Here is a 22,933-nt window from a genome sequence, read left to right on the forward strand (position 1 = left end):
CCAGAGCATGGAGTCGGCGGTCTGTCACGAACGAGCACGGCAGACATGACAGGATAGGAGAGCAGACAGCATTCGACACGTGACGATGACTTTCGAGGAGTCAAAGCCCATGGCAATCTCCGTCCAGATGCCCGCACTCGGTGAGAGCGTCACCGAGGGGACCGTCACAAGGTGGCTCAAACAAGAAGGCGACACCGTCGCCGTCGACGAACCCCTGCTCGAGGTCAGCACCGACAAGGTCGACACCGAGATCCCGTCGCCCGCCGCCGGTGTGCTCACCAAGATCATCGCGGCCGAGGATGACGTCGTCGAGGTCGGTGGCGACCTCGCGCTGATCGGCGAGGCCGGCGAGTCTTCCGACGAGGCCTCGGCCGAGGAGTCGACCGGCGGCGACTCCGGTGACTCCGCCCCCGCCGAGGAAGCCGAGCCCGAGCCCGAACCGGAGCCCGAACCGGCCGCCGAGAAGGCCGAACCCGAGCCGGCCAAGCCCGCCGCGTCCGGGGGCGGCAACGCGACGTCGGTGACGATGCCCGAACTGGGCGAGTCGGTCACCGAGGGCACCGTCACCCGCTGGCTGAAGAACGTCGGCGATGAGGTCGCCGTCGACGAGCCGCTCGTCGAGGTATCCACCGACAAGGTCGACACCGAGATCCCCTCGCCGGTCGCCGGCACGCTGCTCTCGATCAGCGCCGAGGAAGACGACGTGGTCGCCGTGGGCGGCGAACTGGCCAAGATCGGCGACGCCGGAGCCGCGTCGGCATCCGAGCCCGAGCCCGAACCCGAACCGGAGCCCGAGCCCGAGCCCGAACCGGAGCCGGCCCCGAAGGCCGAGGCCAAGCCGGAACCCAAGCCCGAACCCAAGCCGGAGCCGAAGCCGGAACCCAAGCCCGAGCCCAAGCCGGCGGCCGCGAGCGCGCCGTCCGGTGACGGTTCGCCCTACGTCACCCCGCTGGTGCGCAAGCTCGCCTCCGAGAACGGCGTCGACCTGGCCTCGGTGAAGGGCACCGGTGTCGGTGGCCGCATCCGCAAGCAGGACGTGCTCGCCGCCGCAGAGGCCGCAAAGGCACCCGAGGCCCCCGCCGCGGCCGCCCCTTCGGCTCCGGCCGCCAAGCCCGCCGCCTCCGCGGCGCCCGCACCGGCGCTGGCCCATCTGCGCGGCACCACCCAGAAGGCCAACCGGATCCGGCAGATCACCGCCAAGAAGACCCGGGAGTCGCTGCAGACCACGGCGCAGTTGACCCAGGTGCACGAGGTCGACCTGACCAAGATCGTGTCGCTGCGCGCCAGGGCCAAGAAGAGCTTCGCCGAGCGCGAGGGCGTCAACCTGACCTTCCTGCCGTTCTTCGCGGTTGCGGTGGTCGACGCGCTCAAGGCGCATCCGAACATCAACGCCAGCTACGACGAGGACAGCAAGCAGATCACCTACTACGACGCCGAGCATCTGGGCTTCGCGGTGGACACCGAGCAGGGTCTGCTCTCCCCCGTCGTGCACAACGCCGGCGACCTGTCCCTGGGTGGTCTGGCCCGGGCGATCTCGGATATCGCCGCGCGTGCCCGCTCCGGCAACCTGAAGCCCGATGAGCTGTCGGGTGGCACGTTCACCATCACCAACATCGGCAGCCAGGGCGCGCTGTTCGACACCCCGATCCTGGTTCCGCCGCAGGCGGCGATGCTGGGCACCGGCGCCATCGTCAAGCGCCCCCGGGTGATCGTCGACGAGTTCGGCAACGAGTCGATCGGCGTGCGTTCGGTGGCCTACCTGCCGCTGACCTACGACCACCGCCTCATCGACGGCGCCGACGCCGGTCGCTTCCTCACCACCATCAAGCGCCGGCTTGAGGAAGGCGCTTTCGAGGCCGACCTGGGGCTCTAACCGGTGGCGGGGATGGTCGTCGCGATCGCGGGTTCCTCGGGCCTGATCGGTTCGGCACTGACGACGGCGTTACGCACCGCCGATCACCGGGTGATCCGCATCGTGCGCCGCCGCCCGTCGTCCGCCGACGAGGTGTTCTGGAATCCGGACACCGGCGAGTTCGACGTCGATGAGCTGACCGGGGTCGACGCCGTGGTGAATCTGTGCGGTGTCGGTGTCGGGTCCAAGCGGTGGTCCGGCGCGTTCAAGCAGAGCCTGCGCGACAGCAGGATCGGCCCCACCGAGGTGCTCGCCGCCGCGGTCGCCGACGCCGGCGTGCCGGTCCTGCTCAACGCGAGCGCCGTCGGGTACTACGGCGACACCCGCGACCGCGTGGTCGACGAAACCGCTTCGCACGGAACAGGTTTCCTGGCACAGCTGTGCACGGACTGGGAGGCTGCCACCGCGACGGCAGCCCAGGGTGGCGCGCGGGTGGTGCTGCTGCGCACCGGACTCGTGTTGTCGCCCGGTGGCGGGATGCTCAGCCGGTTGCGCCCGATCTTCGGGCTGGGCCTGGGGGCCCGGCTCGGCGATGGCCGGCAGTATTTCCCGTGGATCAGCCTCGACGACCAGATCCGTGCGATCGAGTTCCTCATCGACCGGGACGATCTGTCCGGTCCGGTCAACCTGACCGGACCGGCACCGGTCACCAACGCCGAGTTCACCGCCGCGTTCGGCCGTACGCTCAAACGCCCCACCCCGATGAGCGTGCCGGGGTTCGCATTGCGCGCGGTCGTCGGGGAGTTCGCCGACGACGGCCTGCTGAGCGGGCAGCGCGCCATCCCGGCCGCACTCGAGCGGGCCGGCTTCGGGTTCCGGCACAAGACCGTCGGTGAGGCGCTTGCCTATGCCACCGCCGGTGCTCCCCCGGCGTAGCGTTGGCTCTCATGGATTCCATCCGGTCTTCGTCGGCGCCCCTGCAGGTCAACCTGCTCGGCACGGTCGACTACCGCGAGGCCTGGCAGCTGCAGCGTGAGATCGCCGAACGGCGGGTGGCCGGCGGCCCGGACACTTTGCTGCTGCTCGAACACCCGCCCGTCTACACCGCCGGCAAGCGCACCGAGGCGCACGAACGCCCCACCGACGGGACCCCCGTGGTGGACACCGACCGCGGCGGCAAGATCACCTGGCACGGGCCGGGTCAGCTGGTCGGCTATCCGATCATCGGGCTGACCGAGCCGCTCGATGTGGTGAATTTCGTTCGGCGCCTTGAGGAAGCACTCATCTCGGTGTGCGCGGGCCTCGGGGTGGAGGCGGGTCGCGTCGAGGGCCGATCCGGGGTGTGGGTACCGGGCTCTCCGCCCCGAAAGGTCGCTGCGATCGGCATCCGGGTGGCACGCGGGGTGACACTGCACGGCTTCTCGCTGAACTGCGACTGCGACCTGGGCGCCTTCGGCGGCATCATCCCGTGCGGCATCACCGACGCCGGGGTCACCTCGCTGACCGCTGAACTGGGCCGCCACGTTGCAGTGCAAGATGTCACCGCCGCGGTGGTCGATGCCGTCTCCGACGCGCTGGCCGGACGTATCCGAGTAGCATCGTCGGAGTGAGCGTCGTACCCGAAGGCCGTAAGCTCCTGCGCCTCGAGGTGCGCAATGCCGAGACTCCGATCGAGCGCAAGCCGCCGTGGATCAAGACCAAGCTGCGCACCGGCCCGGAGTACACCGAGCTGAAGAGCCTGGTCCGCCGCGAGGGTCTGCACACCGTCTGCGAAGAGGCCGGCTGCCCCAACATCTACGAATGCTGGGAGGACCGCGAGGCCACCTTCCTCATCGGCGGCGAGCAGTGCACCCGGCGCTGCGACTTCTGCCAGATCGACACCGGCAAGCCCGCCGAGCTCGACCGTGACGAACCGCGCCGGGTCGCCGAGAGCGTGCAGGCGATGGGTCTGCGGTATTCCACGGTCACCGGTGTCGCCCGCGACGATCTGCCCGACGGCGGCGCCTGGCTGTACGCGGAGACGGTCCGCCAGATCCACGCGCTCAACCCGAACACCGGCGTCGAGCTGCTGGCCCCGGACTTCAACGCGGTCCCCGAACAGCTCGCCGAAGTGTTCGAGTCACGGCCGGAGGTGTTCGCGCACAACGTGGAGACCGTGCCGCGCATCTTCAAGCGGATCCGGCCCGCGTTCCGGTACCAGCGCAGCCTCGATGTCATCACCGCGGCCCGCGACTTCGGGCTGGTGACGAAGAGCAATCTCATCCTGGGTATGGGTGAGACTCCCGACGAGGTGCGCACCGCGCTGACCGACCTGCACGAGGCCGGCTGTGACATCGTCACCATCACCCAGTACCTGCGTCCGTCACCGCGCCACCATCCGGTGGACCGCTGGGTGCACCCGGATGAATTCGTCGAGTTCACGACGTTCGCCGAGGGCCTCGGTTTCGCCGGTGTGCTGGCCGGACCACTGGTGCGTTCGTCCTACCGCGCGGGCCGTCTCTACGAGCAGGCGGCACGGGTTCGGACAGCCGCGACTCCACCCGTATCCTGATCTGATGGCGAAACGTACTCCCGCCCAGACCAAGGCAGCCAAAGCCGAGGCTAAGGCTGCCCGCAAGGCGGCGTCCAAGCAGCGGCGCAGCCAGCTGTGGCAGGCATTCCAGATTCAACGCAAAGAAGACAAGCGCCTGCTGCCGTACATGGTCGGGGCGTTCATACTGATCGTCGGGGCCTCGGTGGCGCTGGGCATCTTCGCCGGCGGCTTCACCAAGTACCTCATGATCCCGCTCGGCGTCATCCTCGGTGCGTTGGTCGCGTTCATCATCTTCGGCCGTCGCGCGCAGAAGTCGGTGTACAAGAAGGCCGAGGGTCAGACCGGCGCGGCAGCCTGGGCGCTGGACAACCTGCGCGGCAAGTGGCGCGTCACGCCCGGCGTCGCGGCGACCGGACACTTCGACGCGGTGCACCGGGTGATCGGCCGGCCCGGCGTGCTGCTGGTGGGCGAGGGCACACCCTCACGTGTGAAACCGCTGCTGGCCCAGGAGAAGAAGCGCACCGCACGGCTGGTCGGCGATGTCCCGATCTACGACATCGTGGTCGGCAACGGCGAGGGTGAGGTGCCGCTGGCCAAGCTGGAGCGCCACCTCAACAAGTTGCCCGCCAACATCACCGTCAAGCAGATGGACGCACTGGAGTCGCGTCTGGTGGCGCTGGGTTCGAAGCTGGGTCCAGCCGCCATGCCGAAGGGCCCGATGCCCAACGGCGCGAAGATGCGGGGCGTGCAGCGCACCGTGCGCCGTAAGTAATCGCAGCCGTAAATAGTCGCGAACGTAAATACTTTCGGCGAGTCGCCCTCGCCGGCGCTGCCCGGTTGCTTAGATGGCCCAATGACATTGAGGCGGGCGCATGTGCACCGCGTGTGACTGGGCCCCGCACTTCGCCGCACTGAAGCCGAACCGTCGGACGGTGCTGCGCGCTGTCACGATCGCGGCGACGGCGACTGCGGTGACGGCGATGACAGCATGTTCCACCGATCCGGATCGGGCGCCTGCGACCGGGCCGGCCACCGGATCGGGGTCCGACCCCGACTTCGTCTTCCGCAACGGCGCGATCTACACCGTCGCGGGTCCTGAGCCCTGGGTACAAGCGCTGGCCGTCACCGGCAACACCATCACCTACGTCGGCGACGAGGCCGGGGCGATGGAGCTCGCCGGCCCGGACACCCGCGTGGTCGACCTGAACGGTCGGCTGCTGATGCCCGGATTCGTCGAGGGCCACATCCATCCTTTCCTGGGCGGGTTCCTCAGCACCGGCGTCGACCTGCAGCTGCCTACCGGTGCCGATGCACTGGCCGCCATCGAGCGTTACGCGAAGGACAACCCGACCGGAGTGGTCCGTGGCTTCGGCTGGCGGGTGGACATGTTCGGCCCCGAAGGACCGAACCGGGCCGACCTCGACCGCATCGTGCCCGATCGGCCGGCATTCTTCTTCGCCATCGACGGACACAGCCTGTGGGCCAACAGCAAGGCGCTGGAGATGGCCGGGGTGACGCGTGACACCCCGGATCCGATTCCGGGATTCAGCTACTACATACGCGACGTGGACGGCGAGCCCACCGGCTGGATTCTGGAAGTGGAAGCGCTGCTCGGGGTCGTCAACGCCGTCGAGCCGGTCTCTGCGGACACCATGGCCACGCTGCTGGAGGCCTGGTTGCCGAAGGCCTCCGAGGCGGGTATCACGTCGATCTTCGACGCGGGTGTGCCGCCGGTGGGAAGCGATCAGGGCGCGTTGATCGCCAAGTACACCGATATCGAGAAGCGGGGCGCCCTGCCGTTCCGGGTGGTCGCCTCCTACATGGTGAAGTCGGCGCCGGTGGACAACGCGGTGCAGCAGCTCACCGACATCCGGAGCCGGGTCTCCTCCGAACTGGTCGAGGTCAACGTCGTGAAGATCATCGGCGACGGGACCCAGGAGGGCTACACGGGCTGGCTGCTGGAGCCGTACGCGGACAAACCCGATTCGATCGGCGCATCGCCGTTCACCGAGGAGCAGTGGCACCAGCTCGTCGCGCAGGTCGACGCCGCGGGTTTCGATGTGCACATCCATGCCTGCGGGGAGCGGGCCGCGCGCGTCGGGCTCGATTCCATCGAGCGCGCCATCGCCGCGAATCCCACACGTGACCGCCGGCACACCGTCGCGCACCTCGTCTACGTCGAGGACCCGGACAGCGCGCGGTTCGCCGAACTCGGCGTCATCGCCCAGTTCTCCGCCAACTGGATGTCGGCAGATCCGGACACCGTGCAGAACATGGGCGCCCGCTACGGGTCGCCGCGCAAGGACAACTTCTTCCGACCACAGAAGGTGTTGCAGTCCGGCGGTCGAATCTCGATGGGCACCGATTGGCCCGCCGCGGGCTACTTCTCCACCTACAAGCCGCTGGATTCCGTCCAGATCGGTGCCACCCGGCAGCTGATCGGCGAGCCGGACGCGCCGGTGCTGGCTCCGGCCGATCAGAAGCTGACCGTCGCCGAGGCGGTGCACGCCAACACCCTGGGTGCGGCCTATCAGCTCCGGATGGAGGACAAGGTGGGCTCACTGGAGGTAGGCAAACTCGCCGATCTGATCGTCCTGGACCGCAACATCCTGGAGATCGACCCGCACGACATCCACAGCACCACGGTCACCATGACGATGATGAACGGGCGCATCCGCCACGAGGTGTGACAGGCGTGTGACTATCGCCTCACAACGGCGGTCTTGGTCGCGAGATCGTGCAGGCCACGCTGGTCACTGTCGGTGAACAGCGCCGGGATCACCAGCGCGGTCAGCAGACCGCGGGCGGCTGCCCGGCCCACCCCCACATGCCGGCGATTATCGACCGACACCACCATCAGCCCGAGCGCCGCCTGACCGGGCGTGAACCCGAACAACCGCACCGAGACCACCCCCAGCACCAACCAGATGACCAGCACCGCGGTGGACATGGCCTGCAGGGACAGCAGGCCCAGGCTCATCCCGAGCGCGGCCAGACCGTAGGAGATCAGCCAGTCGACCAGCAGCGCGACGGTCCGTCGCCCGAATCCGGCGATCGACCCCGGCCCGTACTGAGGAAATCCCAACCGGTGGCCCGGATACTCGTTCGGCGGCTCCCCCGGCGCGCCCGAGCTTGAAGGTTCCGGTCCAGACAACCAGGATGAGAGTTCACGGGCCATGCAGCCAGCATAGAGCGGGGGCCTCCGCGTGACTTCGACGCGTAACTTCCACGCAACATCCGGTTGATGACCGTGCAACATCGTGTCCCTAGCGTCAACGCGCGGGTCACCAGAAAAGGAGAATTCGTAGTGGCAGAAAAGACCTCCGATGACATCTTCAAGCTGATCAAGGACGAGAACGTCGAATACGTCGACATTCGGTTCTGCGATCTGCCCGGTGTTGTCCAGCACTTCTCGATCCCGGCATCGGCGTTCGACGAGAGCGTGTTCGAGGACGGACTCGCCTTCGACGGCTCCTCTGTTCGCGGCTTCCAGTCGATCCACGAGTCGGACATGATGCTGCTGCCCGATCCCGACACGGCGCGCATCGATCCGTTCCGGGCGGCCAAGACGCTGAACCTGAACTTCTTCGTGCATGACCCGTTCACCCGCGAGGCGTACTCGCGCGACCCGCGCAACGTGGCACGCAAGGCGGAGAACTACCTCGTCAGCACCGGCATCGCCGACACCTGCTACTTCGGTGCCGAGGCCGAGTTCTACATCTTCGACTCGGTGAGCTTCGACTCGAAGATGAACGGCACCTTCTACGAGGTGGACTCCGAGTCCGGCTGGTGGAACAGCGGCGAGCCCTACGAGGCCGACGGCTCCCCCAACCGTGGCTACAAGGTCCGCCCCAAGGGTGGCTACTTCCCCGTCGCGCCGTACGACCACTATGTGGACCTGCGCGACGAGATGGCCACCAACCTGACCAATGCCGGGTTCACGCTGGAGCGCGGCCACCATGAGGTGGGCACCGCCGGCCAGGCCGAGATCAACTACAAGTTCAACACGCTGCTGGCCGCGGCCGACGATGTGCTGCTGTTCAAGTACATCATCAAGAACACCGCGTGGGCGAACGGCAAGACCGTCACCTTCATGCCGAAGCCGCTGTTCGGCGACAACGGTTCGGGTATGCACGCCCACCAGTCGCTGTGGAAGGACGGCAAGCCGCTGTTCCACGACGAGTCCGGCTACGCGGGCCTGTCCGACATCGCCCGCCACTACATCGGCGGCATCCTGCACCACGCCCCGTCGCTGCTGGCGTTCACCAACCCGACGGTGAACTCCTACAAGCGTCTGGTGCCGGGCTACGAGGCCCCGATCAACCTGGTGTACAGCCAGCGCAACCGGTCGGCCTGTGTCCGTATCCCGATCACCGGCAACAACCCGAAGGCCAAGCGCCTCGAGTTCCGTTGCCCGGACAGCTCGGGCAACCCGTACCTGGCGTTCGCGGCCATGCTGATGGCCGGTATCGACGGCATCAAGAAGAAGATCGAGCCGCTCGCTCCGGTCGACAAGGACCTCTACGAGCTGCCGCCGGACGAGGCCGCCAACATCCCGCAGGCCCCGACCTCGCTGGCCGCGGTGATCGACCGCCTCGAAGAGGATCACGAGTACCTCACCGAGGGTGGCGTGTTCACCGAGGATCTGATCGAGACCTGGATCTCCTACAAGCGGGAGAACGAGATCATGCCGATCCAGATCCGTCCTCACCCGTACGAGTTCTCGCTCTACTACGACGTGTAAGTCGGCACAGCCGAGCGCACACTCGTCGTTCTTTGGAGGCCCCCGGTTCGCCGGGGGCCTCCTTTGTTTCCTTTTCAATGGGTATGGTCGAAGACCATGATCAACATGTCCGCCCGCCTGGACGCGCTCGCACCGACGGTGCTGAGCCTGTTCCGCCTCGTGTTCGGATTCCTGTTCACCGCGTTCGGCACCTCGAAGATGTTCGGCTGGCCCATCGCGATGGCGCAGCCGCTCGGCGGCTGGCCCGGCTGGTACGCGGGTCTGATCGAACTGGTCGCCGGCCTGCTCATCATGGTCGGGTTGTTCACCCGCGCAGCGGCTTTCGTCGCCTCCGGATCGATGGCCGTGGCCTACTTCTGGCAGCATCAGCCGCTGGGCCTGTGGCCCATCGTCCCGCCGGAGTACGGCGGCAACGGCGGGTTGAGCCCGATCCTGTTCTGTTTCGGGTTCTTGCTGCTGGTCTTCGCCGGCCCGGGGCCCTATTCACTGGACCGACTGCGCTCCCGGACACCGGAGGCTGGTCAATAAACGGACCGTGGTCCTACCATTGGGCATGGCCATGACAGATCTCGACACCAAGCTCACCAAGTACGCCCCCGTTGTGCTCTCGGTTTTCCGGATCGTGTTCGGACTCCTGTTCACCCTGCACGGCACCCAGAAGTTGTTCGGTTTTCCCAGCGCCACGTCCAGCGGCACCGTCGCTGCCGGCACCTGGCCGTACTGGTATGCGGGCGTCCTCGAAGTGGTCCTGGGACTGCTGATCCTGACCGGGTTGTTCACCCGCATCGCGGCGTTCATCGCCTCCGGCGAGATGGCCTACGCGTTCTTCAGCGCCCACTTCCCGAAGGCGTTCTGGCCCATCGACAACGGCGGCGAACCCTCCGTGCTGTTCTGCTTCGGGTTCCTGCTCCTGGTGTTCACCGGCGGCGGCGCCATCGCCCTGGACAACGTGATCCGGCGCAAGTCGGCCGCGCCGGCGGTCTGACTCAGCCGGCTTCCCGCGCCCACGCGGGCGCGATGAAGATCCCCTCGGCTTCCACCGTCACCCCCTCATCGTCCAGGATCTGGCCGCGCGCAAAGGCTTTGATGCCTTCGATGCGTTCCACCCAGGCCTCGGCACGCAGCCGCCCCAGCGGGGTGGCGCGCAGGTATTTCAGCGTCAGCGTGCCGGTGAACCGCGGCTGGCGCAGTCCGTCGCTGGCCACCTCGCCGAGGATGTGGTCGAGCACCAGCGCGCAGATGCCGCCGTGCACCCGTCCGGGCGGCCCCTCGTAAGGAGCTCCCAGGGTGAATTCGGTCCAGCACCGGCCTGACTCGGTGTGCTGCACGGTCAACGGAGGCGCGATCGCGTTGCGTACCCCGATCACCGGATCGGCCAGGACCACCGGCCGCCCGGTGACGGCGTGACGCATGGTCCGCGGCCCGTCGTGGCGCTGCTGCTCCAGCGTCTCGGCGATCGCCTCCACGGCGAGCTGCGCCTGCCGGATGGTCTCGCTGTCCGCCCCGGTGCTGATGCCGGCCTCGACCAGCCGGCGCACCGCCGCCGTCAACGGTCCGTGCAACTCCAGTTGACGGTCGTGTTCGTCGGCGCTGATCTCGGTGAACATCTTCTGGTTCTATCAGGCGGCGGCGCCACACGTGAACGCACCCATCGCCGACGGTCGCAGGCACTTCTATGGTGTACTTCCAGCAAAGCCGCCGCTGCCCCGACTCGGCCGGCGTCGAGACGGAGGCATCGGTCGTGAAGGACTCGATCACAGCGGGCGACGCGCGCCACGTGGGCCGCGTCGGCGCGCTCGCGGTGGCTCTCGGAATCGGGTTGGGCGTCGGTTCCGGAGTCGTGGTGACCGCACCGACAGCGTGGGCCGATCCAGACACGTCCGGCACCGGGACCAGCCAGTCCGACAGCACATCCGGTCCATCCGATTCGGCCGGCACCGAAACGGCCGGCGACGAATCGACCACCGGGCCCTCAGATCCCGAGCCCGACCCGAGCACCACCGCGCCGGGCACGGCCGGGCCGGACACCAGCCTCGAAGACGCCGCCGAGGTGGCCGCGGCCGGCCCCGCCCCGGCCCGGACGATCGCCCCGAAGAAGAAGCCGCGCACCGCCATCACCGCTCGATCCGGCGCACGGACCGCGGCGGCGCCGGCGGCATCGCGGACAACGCGGCCCGATGACGCCGCGCAGCCCGCAGCGATGATCCAGCGCGCCCCCACACCTGAGCCGTCGGACACCACCGCAGCCCCGGTGGTCACCGCCTCCACATCGGCGTCCGCACTGAGCACCGCTGTCCCCCAGGCTGTTCCGAAACCGACGCTGCCCACCCCGGCGAAGGTCGTCAACACCCTGCTGTCGGCTCTGACCGCACCGTTTCACGGCAGCAGGCCCGGTGCGCCCGTCGAGTTCCCCGGCCTGTGGGTGATGCTGGCCGCCGCCCGGCGCCAACTCGACCCCACCCCGGCCGTCACCGCGGCATCCGCGCCGGCCGCCATGGCCATCGCGGCCACAGCCGCCGCCACTCCTGCCAACGCGCAGCCCATCATCGGCGAACCCGTTCTCGGCGAGCCCGACCCGACCACCGGCGCGGTCACCGGACGCGTCGTGGCCACCGATCCCGAGGGCGCCAAACTCACCTACGCCCTGCTCACCCGGCCCGCCGAAGGCACCCTGACCTTCACCTCCGCCGGCGCGTTCACCTACACCCCCACTGCCGCACAACGCATCCGGGCCTGGCTCGGGCCGGTCCCCGACGCGGTGTTCACCCTGACCGTGTCCGACGGCAAGACCGCCAAAGTCACCACCGCGGTGGCCATCCCGATCAGCCCGACGCCCATCCACCTGCTCAACCCGGTGGCCCTCGGCAACCCGACCGCGGTCGCCGCCACCAACAACCGTGCGTACGTGGTCGATTCGAGTACCGGCACGGTGACGGTGGTCAACACCCTCGACGGCACGGTGCTCACGACCATCCCGGTGGGCAGCAATCCGATCTCCGTCGTGGTCAAGGCCGACGGTAAGGCCGCGTACGTGGCCAACGCCGACGACCGCTCGATCTCGGTCATCGACACCGCCACCAACACCGTGAAACGCCAGATCACGCTCAGCTTCACACCGACGACCTTGGCGATCACCCCGTCCGGTTCGACGGTGTACATCGGCAACGCCTCGGGCAAGATGGCCAAGCTGAGCACCTCCACCAACCGCATCACCGGGTGGATCGGCAACACCACCGGCGCCACCTCGGTGACCGTCAGCCCGAACGGCAAACGGGTGTACGTGACGACACCGAACGGCATCGCCGTCCACACCACCTCGTCCTGGACGAACTCCGCGAAACTCATTGCAGGAACCGCGGGTTCGTCGGTGCTGGCGGTGAGCAGGGACGCCGCGTCGGTGTACACCGTCACCGGTGGCACCGACATCACGGTCCGCACCGCCACCGGCGCGGTGACCGGCCAGTTCACCGTCCCCACGGCGGTCACCGCGGGCACCGTGAACAAGGACGGCACCCTGCTGTTCCTGACCTCCGCCGACGGCGCTGTGCTGAGCTACGACACCGCGACCCGCTCGCTGCTGAACACGCTGAACACCGGCAGCAGCGCCGGGGCGCTCGCCGCGAGCCCGGACGGCATGGAGCTCTACGTCACCGACCGCGCCGGCGGTGCCCTGCGGGTGGTGTCGCTGGTGCCGCCCAATCTGCGCCCCGAGGTGGTCGCGCCGACGGGCACCGGTGACGCGGTCACCGGTCGGGTGACCGGTTCCATCGGCGTCACCGACGGCGACGGCGATCCCATGAAGATCACCGTGCTCACCAAACCGGCGAAGGGCACCATCACCTTCGGCGCCGACGGGACCTTCACCTACACCCCCACCGCGGCCGCCCGGCACAAGGCGGCGGCGGACACCGCGCCACTGTCCGCGCTGACCGACACCGTGACCATCACCGTCGACGACGGGCGCCGCGGCGTGGTCCAGCAGACCATCACCATCGCCGTGGTGCCGTCCAACATCGATCCGACCGTGAAACTCACTGTCGGCAAAGTCAATTCGAGCACCGGCGTGATCACGGGCACGGTGAAGGCGACCGACGCCGACAAGGACCGCGTCTTCTACGACGGCACCACCGCCACCATGACCGGCACCCTCGTGGTCGGCGGGGACGGCAAGTTCACCTTCACCCCCACCGTCACCGCCCGGCACGCAGCCGCGAGCGCCGACCCGGCCGCGGTGCGGGTCGCCCACTTCACCATCACCGTCGACGACGGGCACGGCGGCGTCGTCGAGGTGCCCCTCGCGCTGCCCATCGGCCCGCGCAACACCGCACCCACCGCCCCCACCCTCGCCGGGCTGAGAACCGACGCCGACACCGGCCGGGTCACCGGGACGCTCACCGTCACCGACGCCGACCGGGATGCGTTGACGTTCACCACGACTCCACCGTCGCGTGGTTCGGTGGTGGTCAACGCCGACGGCACCTTCGCCTACACCCCCACCGCGCAGGCCCGCGCCGCCGGCGCAGGCACCGATTCGTTTCAGGTGACCGTCGACGACGGGCACGGCGGGACACGGACGCTGACCGTGGCCGTCAGCGTCGCGGCCTCGACACCCGGCAATGACCTGCCCGTGCTCGGCGCGGTCGCCTATTCCGTGCACGCGGTCACCGGGGTCGTCACCGGCCAGGTCCACGTCACCGACGCGTCCCCGCTGAGTTATCTGCTGGCCTCGGCCACCCCCACCGCCGGTGTGCTGAGCATCGACGGGGCCACCGGTGAGTTCATCTTCACCCCCACCGCGGCGGCGCGTTACCGGGCGTACTTCACCCCGGGCGAGGACCAGTTGACGTTCACGGTGTCGGCCCTCGACAGCCAGGACGGGATCCCGGTCGACGTCAGCATTCCGATCGCCGCGGTACACCCCGACGTCGACGGCACCCTGACCCTCGCCGAGCTGAAGAACCTGGCACTGAGCGGCTACGTCGACATCGCCAAGAACCCGAACGGCAAGGTGCGGGCGATCGACGGCACCTTCACCGTCGACACCGTGACCGACGCGGCCTCGGCTGCGGCCCTGTTGAACCGGATGTCCACTCACCTGGGCATCCCCGCCGGGTTCGCCGACGCCGCGGATATCACGATGTCCACCAATGCCTTCGGCTCCGTGTACTACCGGTTGCGCCCGACGGTCAACGGCCTGCGGGTGATGGGCAGCGAGGTGGTGCTGACCACCGACAGCAGCGGCACGGTCACCAGCCTGATCAGCGGCTATGACCCGGCCGTCACCAGCGTCAGCATCGTCCCCGTCGGCACGGTCGACCGGGCATCCAAGGTGATCGACCTGGTCAAGGCGGATCTGCTGTCCGACTTCGGTGGCCGCCCCAGCCAGGCGACCAAGGACGCGTTCCTCGCGACGCTGAGCTTCGACACCGAACTAGTGATCTACAACGAGGATCTGAACAATCCGCCCCAGCTGGCCTGGCGGGTGGTCGTCACCTCGGCGGCAGACAGCATCTACCCATCGGTGGGCACCCGTTATTTCATCGCCGCCAACGGCGCCAAGCCGGGCACCATCATCAACGAGTTCTCTACCGCCCAGCACGCTCTGGCACCGGTAAGGTCCTCCGGCACGGATCAACTGGGCAAGGTGCGGACCGTCACCGCCGCCAACACCGGCACTTCGATCGTGCTGACCGACGCGGTGCGCAACATCAGCACGTTCGCGACGACGTACCAGAGCTCGTGGTCCGGGCTGCCCAGCATCCCGGGCACCGCGGTGGGTTACACGACGAGCTGGCTGAGGTCTGCGGTATCCGCCCAGGCCAACATGATTCGGGTCTACGACTACTACTCCACGGTGCTGGGCCGGGATTCCTTCGACGACAACCACGCCCATGTGGTGATGAGCATCGACTACAACCCCGGGGGAAGTTCGGCGGGCGGCTGGCGCAACGCGGCCTGGTCCGGCTCGGTGCTGGTGTTCGGCGATGCCGGGAATACCCAGGCCGCACTGGATCTGGTGGCGCACGAATACACCCATGCCGTCATCCAGTACGTCAACGGCCTTGCCTATCTCGGCGAGTCGGGAGCCCTGAACGAGTCCTACTCCGACATCATGGGCGCGCTGATCGAGAACAAGACCGGTGCGGCCCGCTGGCTGTTCGCCGAGGACGCCTCCGGAAACCCGTTCCGCAACATGGAGGATCCGTCGGATTACCGTCAGCCCGAGCATTACGACGGGCGCTACGTCGACAACTGTGGCTGCAACCCCAACGACGACTTCGACTATGTGCACAGCAACAGCGGCATCGTGAACTTCGCCGCCTACACGATGATGGAAGCCACCAAGAACGAGTTGTCCGGGGAGCAGTGGGCGCGGGTGTTCTACGACTCGCTGTACCGACTGCCCTCGACGGCGAAGTTCGTCGACGCCCGGTACGCGATCATCAGCGCGGCCCGGGCCAACGGGTTCACCGACAGCCAGATCGGCGCCATCAAGGCCGCGTTCGACTCGGTCGGTATGCGCGACAACCGGCTCACCTAGACCGGCGCGCTATCCCCCGAATACGTTGCGCACCACGGCTTTCGCCCGGCGCGTCACGCGTAGGTAGTTGTCCAGGAACTCCCCGCCATCCCCGCCGGGCCAACCCGCCGCGGCGGCAACGGCATTGAGTTGCCGTCCCGGCCCGGGCAGTTGGTCGGTGGGCTTGCCCCGGACCAGCACCAGCGCGTTGCGGGCCCGGGTGGCGGTCAGCCAGGCGTCACGCAACTGCGCCACATCCCCCTCGGCGAGCAGCTCGGCGGCGCCGATCGCGTCCAGCGTCTGCAACGTCGACGTGTTGTGCAGCGCCGGGATTTCGTGCCCGTACCGCAACTGCAACAACTGCACGGTCCACTCGACATCGGCCAGCCCGCCACGGCCCAGCTTGGTGTGCGTATTGGGGTCCGCGCCGCGCGGCAACCGTTCGGCATCCACCCGGGCCTTCACCCGCCGGATCTCCTGCACCGCTTCGGCGGACACCCCACCCGCGGGATAGCGGGTCTTGTCGATCATCAGCAGGAACCGCTCACCGAGGTCGACGTCGCCGGCCACCCGGTGCGCCCGCAGCAGCGCCTGGATCTCCCAAGGCTGCGCCCACTGCGCGTAATAGGCCTCATACGAGGACAACGTCCGCACCAACGGCCCGTTGCGGCCCTCCGGACGCAGCCCGATATCCACCTCCAGCGGCGGGTCGGCGCTGGGCGTACCGAGCAGAGCGCGCACCTGCTCGGCGACCGTGGTCGCCCACTTCACCGCGACCGTCTCTTCCACACCGGGATTCGGCTCGCACACGAACATCACATCGGCATCGGACCCGTAACCGAGTTCGCCACCACCGAGGCGGCCCATCCCGATCACCGCGATACGGGCCGGCGGACCACCCTTGAGTGCCCTGTCCCGCGTCACCACGTCCAGGGCGGCCTGCAGCACCGCCACCCAGATGGAGGTCAGCGCGCTGCACACGTCGGTCACCTCCATCATGCCCAGCAGGTCCGCCGAGGCGACCCGGGCCAGTTCGCGGCGCCGCAACGTGCGGCCGGCGGCGATCGCCCGGGCCGGATCCTGGTGGCGGCCTGCGGATGCCACCAAAGCGCGGCCCACCGTATCGGGGTCCACCTCCACCAGCTTCGGGCCCTGCGGACCGTCGGCGTACAGCTGGATCACATCGGGTGCGCGCATCAGCAGATCCGGCACGTAGGCCGAGGTGCCCAGCACCCGCATCAGCCGTTTGGCGACGGCGCCCTCGTCCCGCAACGTGGCCAGATACCAGCGCAGGTCGCCCAACTCCTCGCTGATCCGCCGGTAGGCCAGCAACCCGGCATCGGGATCGGGGGTATCGGAGAGCCAGTCCAGCAGGGTGGGCAGCAGGATCTTCTGTACCTGACCGCGACGGCCACCCTCCCCGGTCAATGCGGCCAGATGCGTCAGCGCGCTCTGTGGGCCCTCATAGCCCAACGCGGCCAACTGGCGTTCGGCCGCTTCGGTGCTCATCGCGTCGAAGCCCTGCTTGCCGACCGATTCCAGCAGCGGCTGGTAGAAGAGCTTCGCGTGCAGCCGGGACACCCGCATGCTCTGGCGCTTGAGTTCCTGACGCAGCACCCCGAGGGCGTCGTGCTGACCGTCGGGCCGCATGTGCGCTGCGCGGGCCAGCCAGCGCATCCCCTCGTCGTCGTCGGGCTCGGGCAGCATGTGGGTGCGCTTGAGTCGCTGCAACTGCAGCCGGTGCTCCAGCAGACGCAGGAACTCATACGATGCGGTCAGGTTCGCGGCGTCGTCACGGCCGACGTATCCAGCGGCACTCAGCGCGGCCAGCGCGTCCACGGTGGAGGCCACGTGCAGCGAGTCGTCGTTGCGGCCGTGCACCAACTGCAGGAGCTGCACCGCGAATTCGACGTCGCGCAACCCGCCGGTGCCCAGCTTGATCTCGCGGTCCCGCACCCCGGCCGGCACCAGTTCCTCGACCCGGCGGCGCATGGCCTGCACCTCGACGACGAAATCTTCACGCTCACAAGCGGTCCAGACCATCGGCATCAGCGCCTCGATGTAGCGGGCGCCGAGTTCGGGATCGCCGGCGGCCGGCCGCGCCTTCAGCAGCGCCTGGAATTCCCAGGTCTTGGCCCACCGCTCGTAGTACGCCACGTGCGATTCCAGCGTGCGCACCAACTGGCCGCGCTTGCCCTCCGGCCGCAGTGCCGCGTCCACCTCGAAGAATGCGTCCCCCGCGAAGCGCATCATCTCCCCCGCCACCCGGGTGCTGACCGACAGGCTGTCCGGGGAGGCGTCGTCGACCACGAAGATGACATCCACGTCGCTGACGTAATTGAGTTCGCGGGCGCCGCATTTACCCATCGCGATCACCGAGATGACCGGCGCCAGGGTGTCCTCGCCACACACTCTCTGCACAGCCACCGTCAGTGCCGCCGCCAGCGCCGCATCGGCGAGATCCGACAGGTGCGCACCGACGGTGCTGAACTGCAGCACCGGTTCGTTCTCGACGGTCGGAGCCAGGTCGAGCCCGGCCAGCACCAGCAGGTGGTCCCGATACAGGGCCTGCAATCCCAGGCACGCCGATCGGGTGTCCGTCGCATTCTCGGTGGCCTTCTCGGCCTCGGCGACGAAGGTCCGGCGTAACTCGTCGACACCGGGCAGGGTCGCCGGGCCGGTCAACAACCGCCACGACTGCGGGCGGGCCGCCAAGTGGTCACCGAGGGCCAACGAACCGCCCAGCACCGAGAAGAGCCGCCCGCGCAACGCCTTGTCGGTCAGCAACGCCTGGTTGAGTTCGGCCCAGTCCGGACCGAGTTCGTCGGCGAGGCGCACCAATGCCTTCAGCGCGGCGTCGGCGTCGGGCGCCCTGGACAGCGACCACAGCAGTTCGACGTAGTCGTCGGTGTTCCACCCGAGCCGGTCCAGGTCGTCTCGCGCGGTCAGTTCGACCAGGCCGAGCCGTCCCACGCCGGGCAGTTTGGGTCGCTGCGTCGCGGGTTTGGCCACGTTGACGACGTTACCCGGGACGGGTGCGGACTAGAGCGAGAGGTAGTGCTTCAGCTCGAACGGGGTGACGGTGCTGCGGTAGTCCTCCCACTCGGCCCGCTTGTTGCGCAGGAAGTAGTCGAACACGTGCTCCCCCAACGCTTCCGCGACGAGCTCGGAGTTCTCCATCTCACCCAGCGCCATCCCGAGCGAGGACGGCAGTTCCTGGTACCCCATCGCCCGGCGTTCCTCGGGGGTGAGGGTCCAGACGTTGTCCTCGGCCTCGGGTGCCAGCTGATAGTTCTTTTCGATGCCCCGCAAACCCGCGGCCAGCAGCACCGCGAAGGCCAGGTACGGGTTGCAGGCCGAGTCGGGGCTGCGCACCTCGACGCGCCGCGAGGACGCCTTGTGCGGGGTGTACATCGGCACCCGGACCAGCGCGGAGCGGTTGGCCGCGCCCCAGGACGCGGCCGTCGGTGCCTCGCCGCCGTGCACCAGCCGCTTGTAGGAGTTCACCCACTGGTTGGTGACGGCGCTGATCTCGCTGGCGTGCTCCAGGATGCCCGCGATGAACGACTTGGCGACGTCCGAGAGCTGCAGCGGATCGTCCGGGCTGTGGAAGGCGTTGGTGTCGCCTTCGAACAGGCTCATGTGGGTGTGCATGGCCGAGCCCGGGTACTCACTGAACGGCTTGGGCATGAACGAGGCCCGCACGCCGTCGGCCAGTGCGACCTCCTTGACGACGTACCGGAAGGTCATCACGTTGTCGGCCATCGACAGCGCGTCGGCGTAGCGCAGGTCGATCTCCTGCTGACCGGGCGCACCCTCGTGGTGGCTGAACTCCACCGAGATGCCCATCTGCTCCAGCGCGTCGATGGCATGCCGGCGGAAGTTGGGCGCCGAATCGTGCACGGCCTGGTCGAAGTAACCGCCGTTGTCGGCGGGCACCGGCACAGTCCCGTCGGTGGGGCCGGGCTTGAGCAGGAAGAACTCGATCTCGGGGTGCACGTAGCAGGAGAAGCCGAGGTCACTGGCCTTGGCCAGTTGGCGACGCAGCACATGCCGGGAGTCGGCCCAGGATGGCGAGCCGTCGGGCATGGTGATGTCGCAGAACATCCGCGCCGAATAGTGCTGGCCGCTGCCGTCGGTCCAGGGCAGCACCTGGAAAGTGGACGGATCGGGACGGGCGACCGTATCGGATTCGGACACCCGGGCGAAGCCCTCGATGGACGAACCATCGAAACCGATGCCCTCCTCGAAGGCTCCTTCGAGTTCTGCGGGCGCGATCGCCACCGACTTGAGATAGCCGAGCACGTCGGTGAACCACAACCGGACGAAGCGGATATCGCGTTCCTCCAGCGTGCGCAGCACAAATTCCTTCTGGCGGTCCATGCTGGAAGCCTAGGTACCGGCTGTTAAATCTGTGTTACACACGCGTCGCGGTTGCGCCGACCTGGACGTGGTTGGGTGATGCGGTGATGGGAACTGCCGACCCGACCGGATCCGAGGGCCACGCGCACGACGCGCAGGCGCATTCACTGTCCGCAATCCACGAGTTGCGGGCCCTGGCCGGCGCGTTGCGAGGCGCCGAGGCGGCCGCCGCGGCCGCCGAGTGGGGCGATGACACCGCCCTGGCCGAGCAGGCCCGCCGGGCCCGCATCGAACTCGGCCATGCCGTCGGTGCCGACGTCGGCGCGGCGGGCGCATCGAAGCAGTGGTTGGACCGGGCGGCCGAGCACGCCCGCGGCGTCCGCGCGACCCGCGACCTGGATCCGACACCCGAACAGGCGGCGGCCGATGTCGTGGTGGCCGTCGGGCTGGCCCGCGCCGCGGTCGCCGAAGCGGTGATACAGGTGGCGGTGGCCCGGCAGGTGACTCCCGAACCGACCCGCGCGGCGCTGGTACGCAGCGCCCGGCCGCTGCTGCCCGACCTCGGCCGCCGGGTGGCTGCGGAACTGCGCCACATCGTCGGCGACAAGCCGCGCGCGATCCTGGTCCGCACCGCCATCACGCTGGGGATCAGCCTGGCGTTGGTGGGTTTCTACCACTTCTTCGGCCTGGCCACCTACGACGCCGGCCGGCTCACGCTGTACCTGTTCGCGGCCGTCGTCGGCAGCGTGGTCTGTACCAACGCCCTGTGCTTCGAGGCCGAGCGGGTGCGCGGCGCATTGGCTGCGGGCGAACGGATCTGGCGCGTCCTGGTCGTCAAGAACATCACCATCGCGGTGCTGGTGATCGGGGCGGGGCTGCCGGTGATCGGCCTGCTCACCGCCACCGGGGACGGCAACCCGGTCGCCATGATCGATCAGCTGGTGACGATGGTGTTCATCTGGCTGGGCGTGGGCAATGTGCTGTCGGTGCTCTATCCACTTCGGCACGAACCCATTTCGGCCCGCCTGCACGACGGCACCTGGAAACCGTTCCTGTTCTCGTTCGCGCTGTCCTACGGCGTCGGGCTGACGGTCAACCTGATGATCTACTGGCGGCTGTGGTCACGGCAGTACGCGGCCGACGCGCTGCTGGGCGGGGATTGGGCGGCGTTCGCACTGGTGCTGGCCAGCGCGCTGACCAGCTGGGTGTTGCTGACGGTGTTCGCGGTGGCGTGCAGTCGCGAGCCCCGGGTGCGGGCCCTGCTGTCCCGGGAGATGGTGAGCTACACCCCTCAGGTACAGCGCAGTCCCGCGGGCGGCTGAACGAGATCGGTCAGGAAGGCCAGCACGGTGGTGTCCACGCAGGCGTCCCCGTTGAACACCACGGTGTGCTGAGTGCCCTCGAAGGTGACCAGCGGGGCCTCGAGCTGACGGGCCAGTTCCACCCCGGCCTCATACGGCGTGGCCGGGTCGCGGGTCGTCGACACCACGATCACCTTGCCGGGTCCCGGTGAGACCGCCGGCCCGGGCGCCGAGGTGGACGGCACCGGCCACATCGCGCAGATGTCGCGCGGCGCATAGCCGGTGAACGTGCCGTACTCCATGAACGGTGCGGCGGCACGGGTACGCAGGTCGGCATCGACCCACGCAGCCGGATCTCTCGGGTAGGTCGAGTCCACGCAGCGGATCGCGGTGAATGCGTCCTGCTGACCGCGGTAGTGCCCGGCCGCGTCACGGCGGTGGTACTGATCGGCCAGCATCAGCAGATCACCGGGATCGGTGCCGCGTTGCAGTCCGAGCAGCCCGCTGGTCAGGTACGGCCAGTGCCGCTTGCTGTAGAGCGCGTGCGCGGTGCCGGTGATCGCGTCGGCGTAGCCGAGCCCACGCGGATCGGAGGTGGCCGCCGGCCGCTGCACCAGCGGATCGATGAGCTGGTGATAGCGCGCCACGAACTGGCTGGGGTCGGTGCCCAGCGGGCAGCCCGCCGATTGGGCGCAGTCGGCGGCGTAATCCTCGAAGGCCCGCTGGAATCCGGCGAGTTGCCGGACGCTTTCGCTGATCGGGTCGGAATCCGGGTCCAGCGCGCCGTCGAGCACCATGGCCCGGACCCGGTGCGGGTAGCGCGCGGCGTAGGCGGTGCCGAGTTCGGTGCCGTAGGAGAAACCGAGATAGCTCAGCTGCTCGTCACCGAGCGCCGCGCGCACCACATCCATGTCCTGCGCGGTCGACGCGGTGCCCAGATTGGCCAGGAACTGCGGGCCCATCCGGTCCAGGCAGGACGTGGCGAAGGTCGCGAAGACCTCTTCGATGTGGGCGACCCCGCCCGGGCTGTAGTCGGCCAGCGGTTCGCGGCGGTAGGCGTCGAACTCGGCGTCGCTGCGGCAGCGCACCTGTGGCGTCGAGTAGCCGACACCGCGCGGGTCGAAGCCCACCAGATCGAACCGGCGCCCGATCTCGGTCTCGGCCAGCGCGGTGCCCATCGAGGCGACGGTGTCGACCGCCGAGGCTCCCGGGCCGCCCGGGTTGACCATCAGTGTCCCGATCCGCTGCCCGGAGGCGGGTACCCGGATCACCGCCAATTGTGCTTGTGCGCCTTCGGGATCGGCTGCCTCGGGACCGGTGATACCGGACCAGTCGATCGGCACCGGCACCGTGGTGCACTGCGCCGTGGTGATCACCGGTGCGTCGCCGAGGAACTGGGCACAGTCACCCCAGACCGGTGGCTGCCCGTACAGCGCTGCCGGCGGTTCGGCGTGCGCGGGTGCGCCGGCCACGCCGGCCGCGGTGAACAGGGCCAGCAGCACTACAGAGAATTTGCCGGCCAGCCCCATGGCGATCATGCTCGCATGACCGACCACCCGACCCGGTCGACGAATCAGCGCAGAGACACCCCGGATACCGGACGGAGACCCAACCGTGACCC

General features: G+C 68.5%; 16 protein-coding genes. 11 read left to right on the forward strand and 5 right to left on the reverse strand.

Annotated elements, in window-relative coordinates; translation table 11 throughout:
• Positions 1-109 precede the first annotated feature (109 nt).
• From sucB to K0O62_RS17995, 6 genes are all read left to right on the forward strand, one after another.
• Positions 110-1,873, forward strand: coding sequence for a 2-oxoglutarate dehydrogenase, E2 component, dihydrolipoamide succinyltransferase (sucB, locus tag K0O62_RS17970; RefSeq protein ID WP_073854057.1), 1,764 nt, complete (start codon positions 110-112; stop codon positions 1,871-1,873).
• A gap of 12 nt (positions 1,874-1,885) precedes the next feature.
• Complete coding sequence (locus tag K0O62_RS17975; RefSeq protein ID WP_073854055.1) at positions 1,886-2,788, forward strand: TIGR01777 family oxidoreductase; 903 nt, start codon at positions 1,886-1,888, stop codon at positions 2,786-2,788.
• An 11-nt stretch (positions 2,789-2,799) separates the two neighbouring features.
• Complete coding sequence (lipB, locus tag K0O62_RS17980; RefSeq protein WP_073854053.1) at positions 2,800-3,462, forward strand: lipoyl(octanoyl) transferase LipB; 663 nt, start codon at positions 2,800-2,802, stop codon at positions 3,460-3,462.
• Positions 3,459-4,403, forward strand: a complete 945-nt coding sequence (gene lipA, locus K0O62_RS17985; protein WP_073854051.1) for a lipoyl synthase — start codon at positions 3,459-3,461, stop codon at positions 4,401-4,403. The genes lipB and lipA overlap by 4 nt, the downstream gene beginning before the upstream one ends.
• 4 nt (positions 4,404-4,407) lie before the next feature.
• Positions 4,408-5,157 carry a DUF4191 domain-containing protein gene (locus K0O62_RS17990; RefSeq protein ID WP_073854049.1) on the forward strand — a complete coding sequence of 250 codons (750 nt, stop codon included), beginning with the start codon at positions 4,408-4,410 and terminating at the stop codon, positions 5,155-5,157.
• 100 nt (positions 5,158-5,257) lie between these two features.
• Positions 5,258-7,075, forward strand: a complete 1,818-nt coding sequence (locus tag K0O62_RS17995) for an amidohydrolase (protein WP_079244292.1) — start codon at positions 5,258-5,260, stop codon at positions 7,073-7,075.
• A gap of 11 nt (positions 7,076-7,086) precedes the next feature.
• Here K0O62_RS17995 and K0O62_RS18000 read toward each other — a convergent pair whose 3' ends face one another.
• Positions 7,087-7,563, reverse strand: a complete 477-nt coding sequence (locus tag K0O62_RS18000; RefSeq protein WP_073854047.1) for an RDD family protein — start codon at positions 7,561-7,563, stop codon at positions 7,087-7,089.
• A 129-nt stretch (positions 7,564-7,692) separates the two neighbouring features.
• Here K0O62_RS18000 and glnA (K0O62_RS18005) point away from each other — a divergent pair, with 129 nt between their 5' ends.
• From glnA (K0O62_RS18005) to K0O62_RS18015, 3 genes are all read left to right on the forward strand, one after another.
• Entirely contained in the window at positions 7,693-9,129 is a 1,437-nt protein-coding gene (glnA, locus tag K0O62_RS18005) for a type I glutamate--ammonia ligase (protein ID WP_073854045.1), read from the forward strand.
• Between the two features lie 96 nt (positions 9,130-9,225).
• Entirely contained in the window at positions 9,226-9,657 is a 432-nt protein-coding gene (locus tag K0O62_RS18010; protein ID WP_073854043.1) for a DoxX family protein, read from the forward strand.
• 31 nt (positions 9,658-9,688) lie between these two features.
• Positions 9,689-10,114, forward strand: a complete 426-nt coding sequence (locus K0O62_RS18015) for a DoxX family protein (RefSeq protein WP_073854411.1) — start codon at positions 9,689-9,691, stop codon at positions 10,112-10,114.
• Between the two features lies 1 nt (position 10,115).
• On the opposite strand, the gene K0O62_RS18020 is transcribed toward K0O62_RS18015, so the two are convergent.
• The gene (locus tag K0O62_RS18020; RefSeq protein ID WP_073854041.1) at positions 10,116-10,736 is read right to left on the reverse strand and encodes a PaaI family thioesterase; all 621 of its coding nucleotides are present in this window, start codon (positions 10,734-10,736) and stop codon (positions 10,116-10,118) included.
• Between the two features lie 134 nt (positions 10,737-10,870).
• On the opposite strand from K0O62_RS18020, the gene K0O62_RS18025 reads away from it, so the two are divergent.
• The gene (locus tag K0O62_RS18025; RefSeq protein ID WP_131817370.1) at positions 10,871-15,670 is read left to right on the forward strand and encodes a cadherin-like domain-containing protein; all 4,800 of its coding nucleotides are present in this window, start codon (positions 10,871-10,873) and stop codon (positions 15,668-15,670) included.
• A gap of 9 nt (positions 15,671-15,679) precedes the next feature.
• Here the strand turns inward: K0O62_RS18025 and K0O62_RS18030 are convergent, their stop codons facing one another.
• Together K0O62_RS18030 and glnA (K0O62_RS18035) are read right to left on the reverse strand one after the other, a co-directional pair.
• Complete coding sequence (locus K0O62_RS18030; RefSeq protein ID WP_073854037.1) at positions 15,680-18,661, reverse strand: bifunctional [glutamine synthetase] adenylyltransferase/[glutamine synthetase]-adenylyl-L-tyrosine phosphorylase; 2,982 nt, start codon at positions 18,659-18,661, stop codon at positions 15,680-15,682.
• A gap of 30 nt (positions 18,662-18,691) precedes the next feature.
• Positions 18,692-20,032, reverse strand: a complete 1,341-nt coding sequence (gene glnA, locus K0O62_RS18035; RefSeq protein ID WP_073854035.1) for a type I glutamate--ammonia ligase — start codon at positions 20,030-20,032, stop codon at positions 18,692-18,694.
• A gap of 86 nt (positions 20,033-20,118) precedes the next feature.
• On the opposite strand from glnA (K0O62_RS18035), the gene K0O62_RS18040 reads away from it, so the two are divergent.
• Complete coding sequence (locus K0O62_RS18040; RefSeq protein ID WP_073854033.1) at positions 20,119-21,333, forward strand: ABC transporter permease; 1,215 nt, start codon at positions 20,119-20,121, stop codon at positions 21,331-21,333.
• On the opposite strand, the gene K0O62_RS18045 is transcribed toward K0O62_RS18040, so the two are convergent.
• The gene (locus K0O62_RS18045; RefSeq protein WP_073854031.1) at positions 21,303-22,850 is read right to left on the reverse strand and encodes an alpha/beta hydrolase; all 1,548 of its coding nucleotides are present in this window, start codon (positions 22,848-22,850) and stop codon (positions 21,303-21,305) included. The two genes, K0O62_RS18040 and K0O62_RS18045, sit on opposite strands and share 31 nt — an antisense overlap.
• Positions 22,851-22,933 lie beyond the last annotated feature (83 nt).

The organism is Mycolicibacterium diernhoferi (assembly GCF_019456655.1).
Classification (GTDB): domain Bacteria; phylum Actinomycetota; class Actinomycetes; order Mycobacteriales; family Mycobacteriaceae; genus Mycobacterium; species Mycobacterium diernhoferi.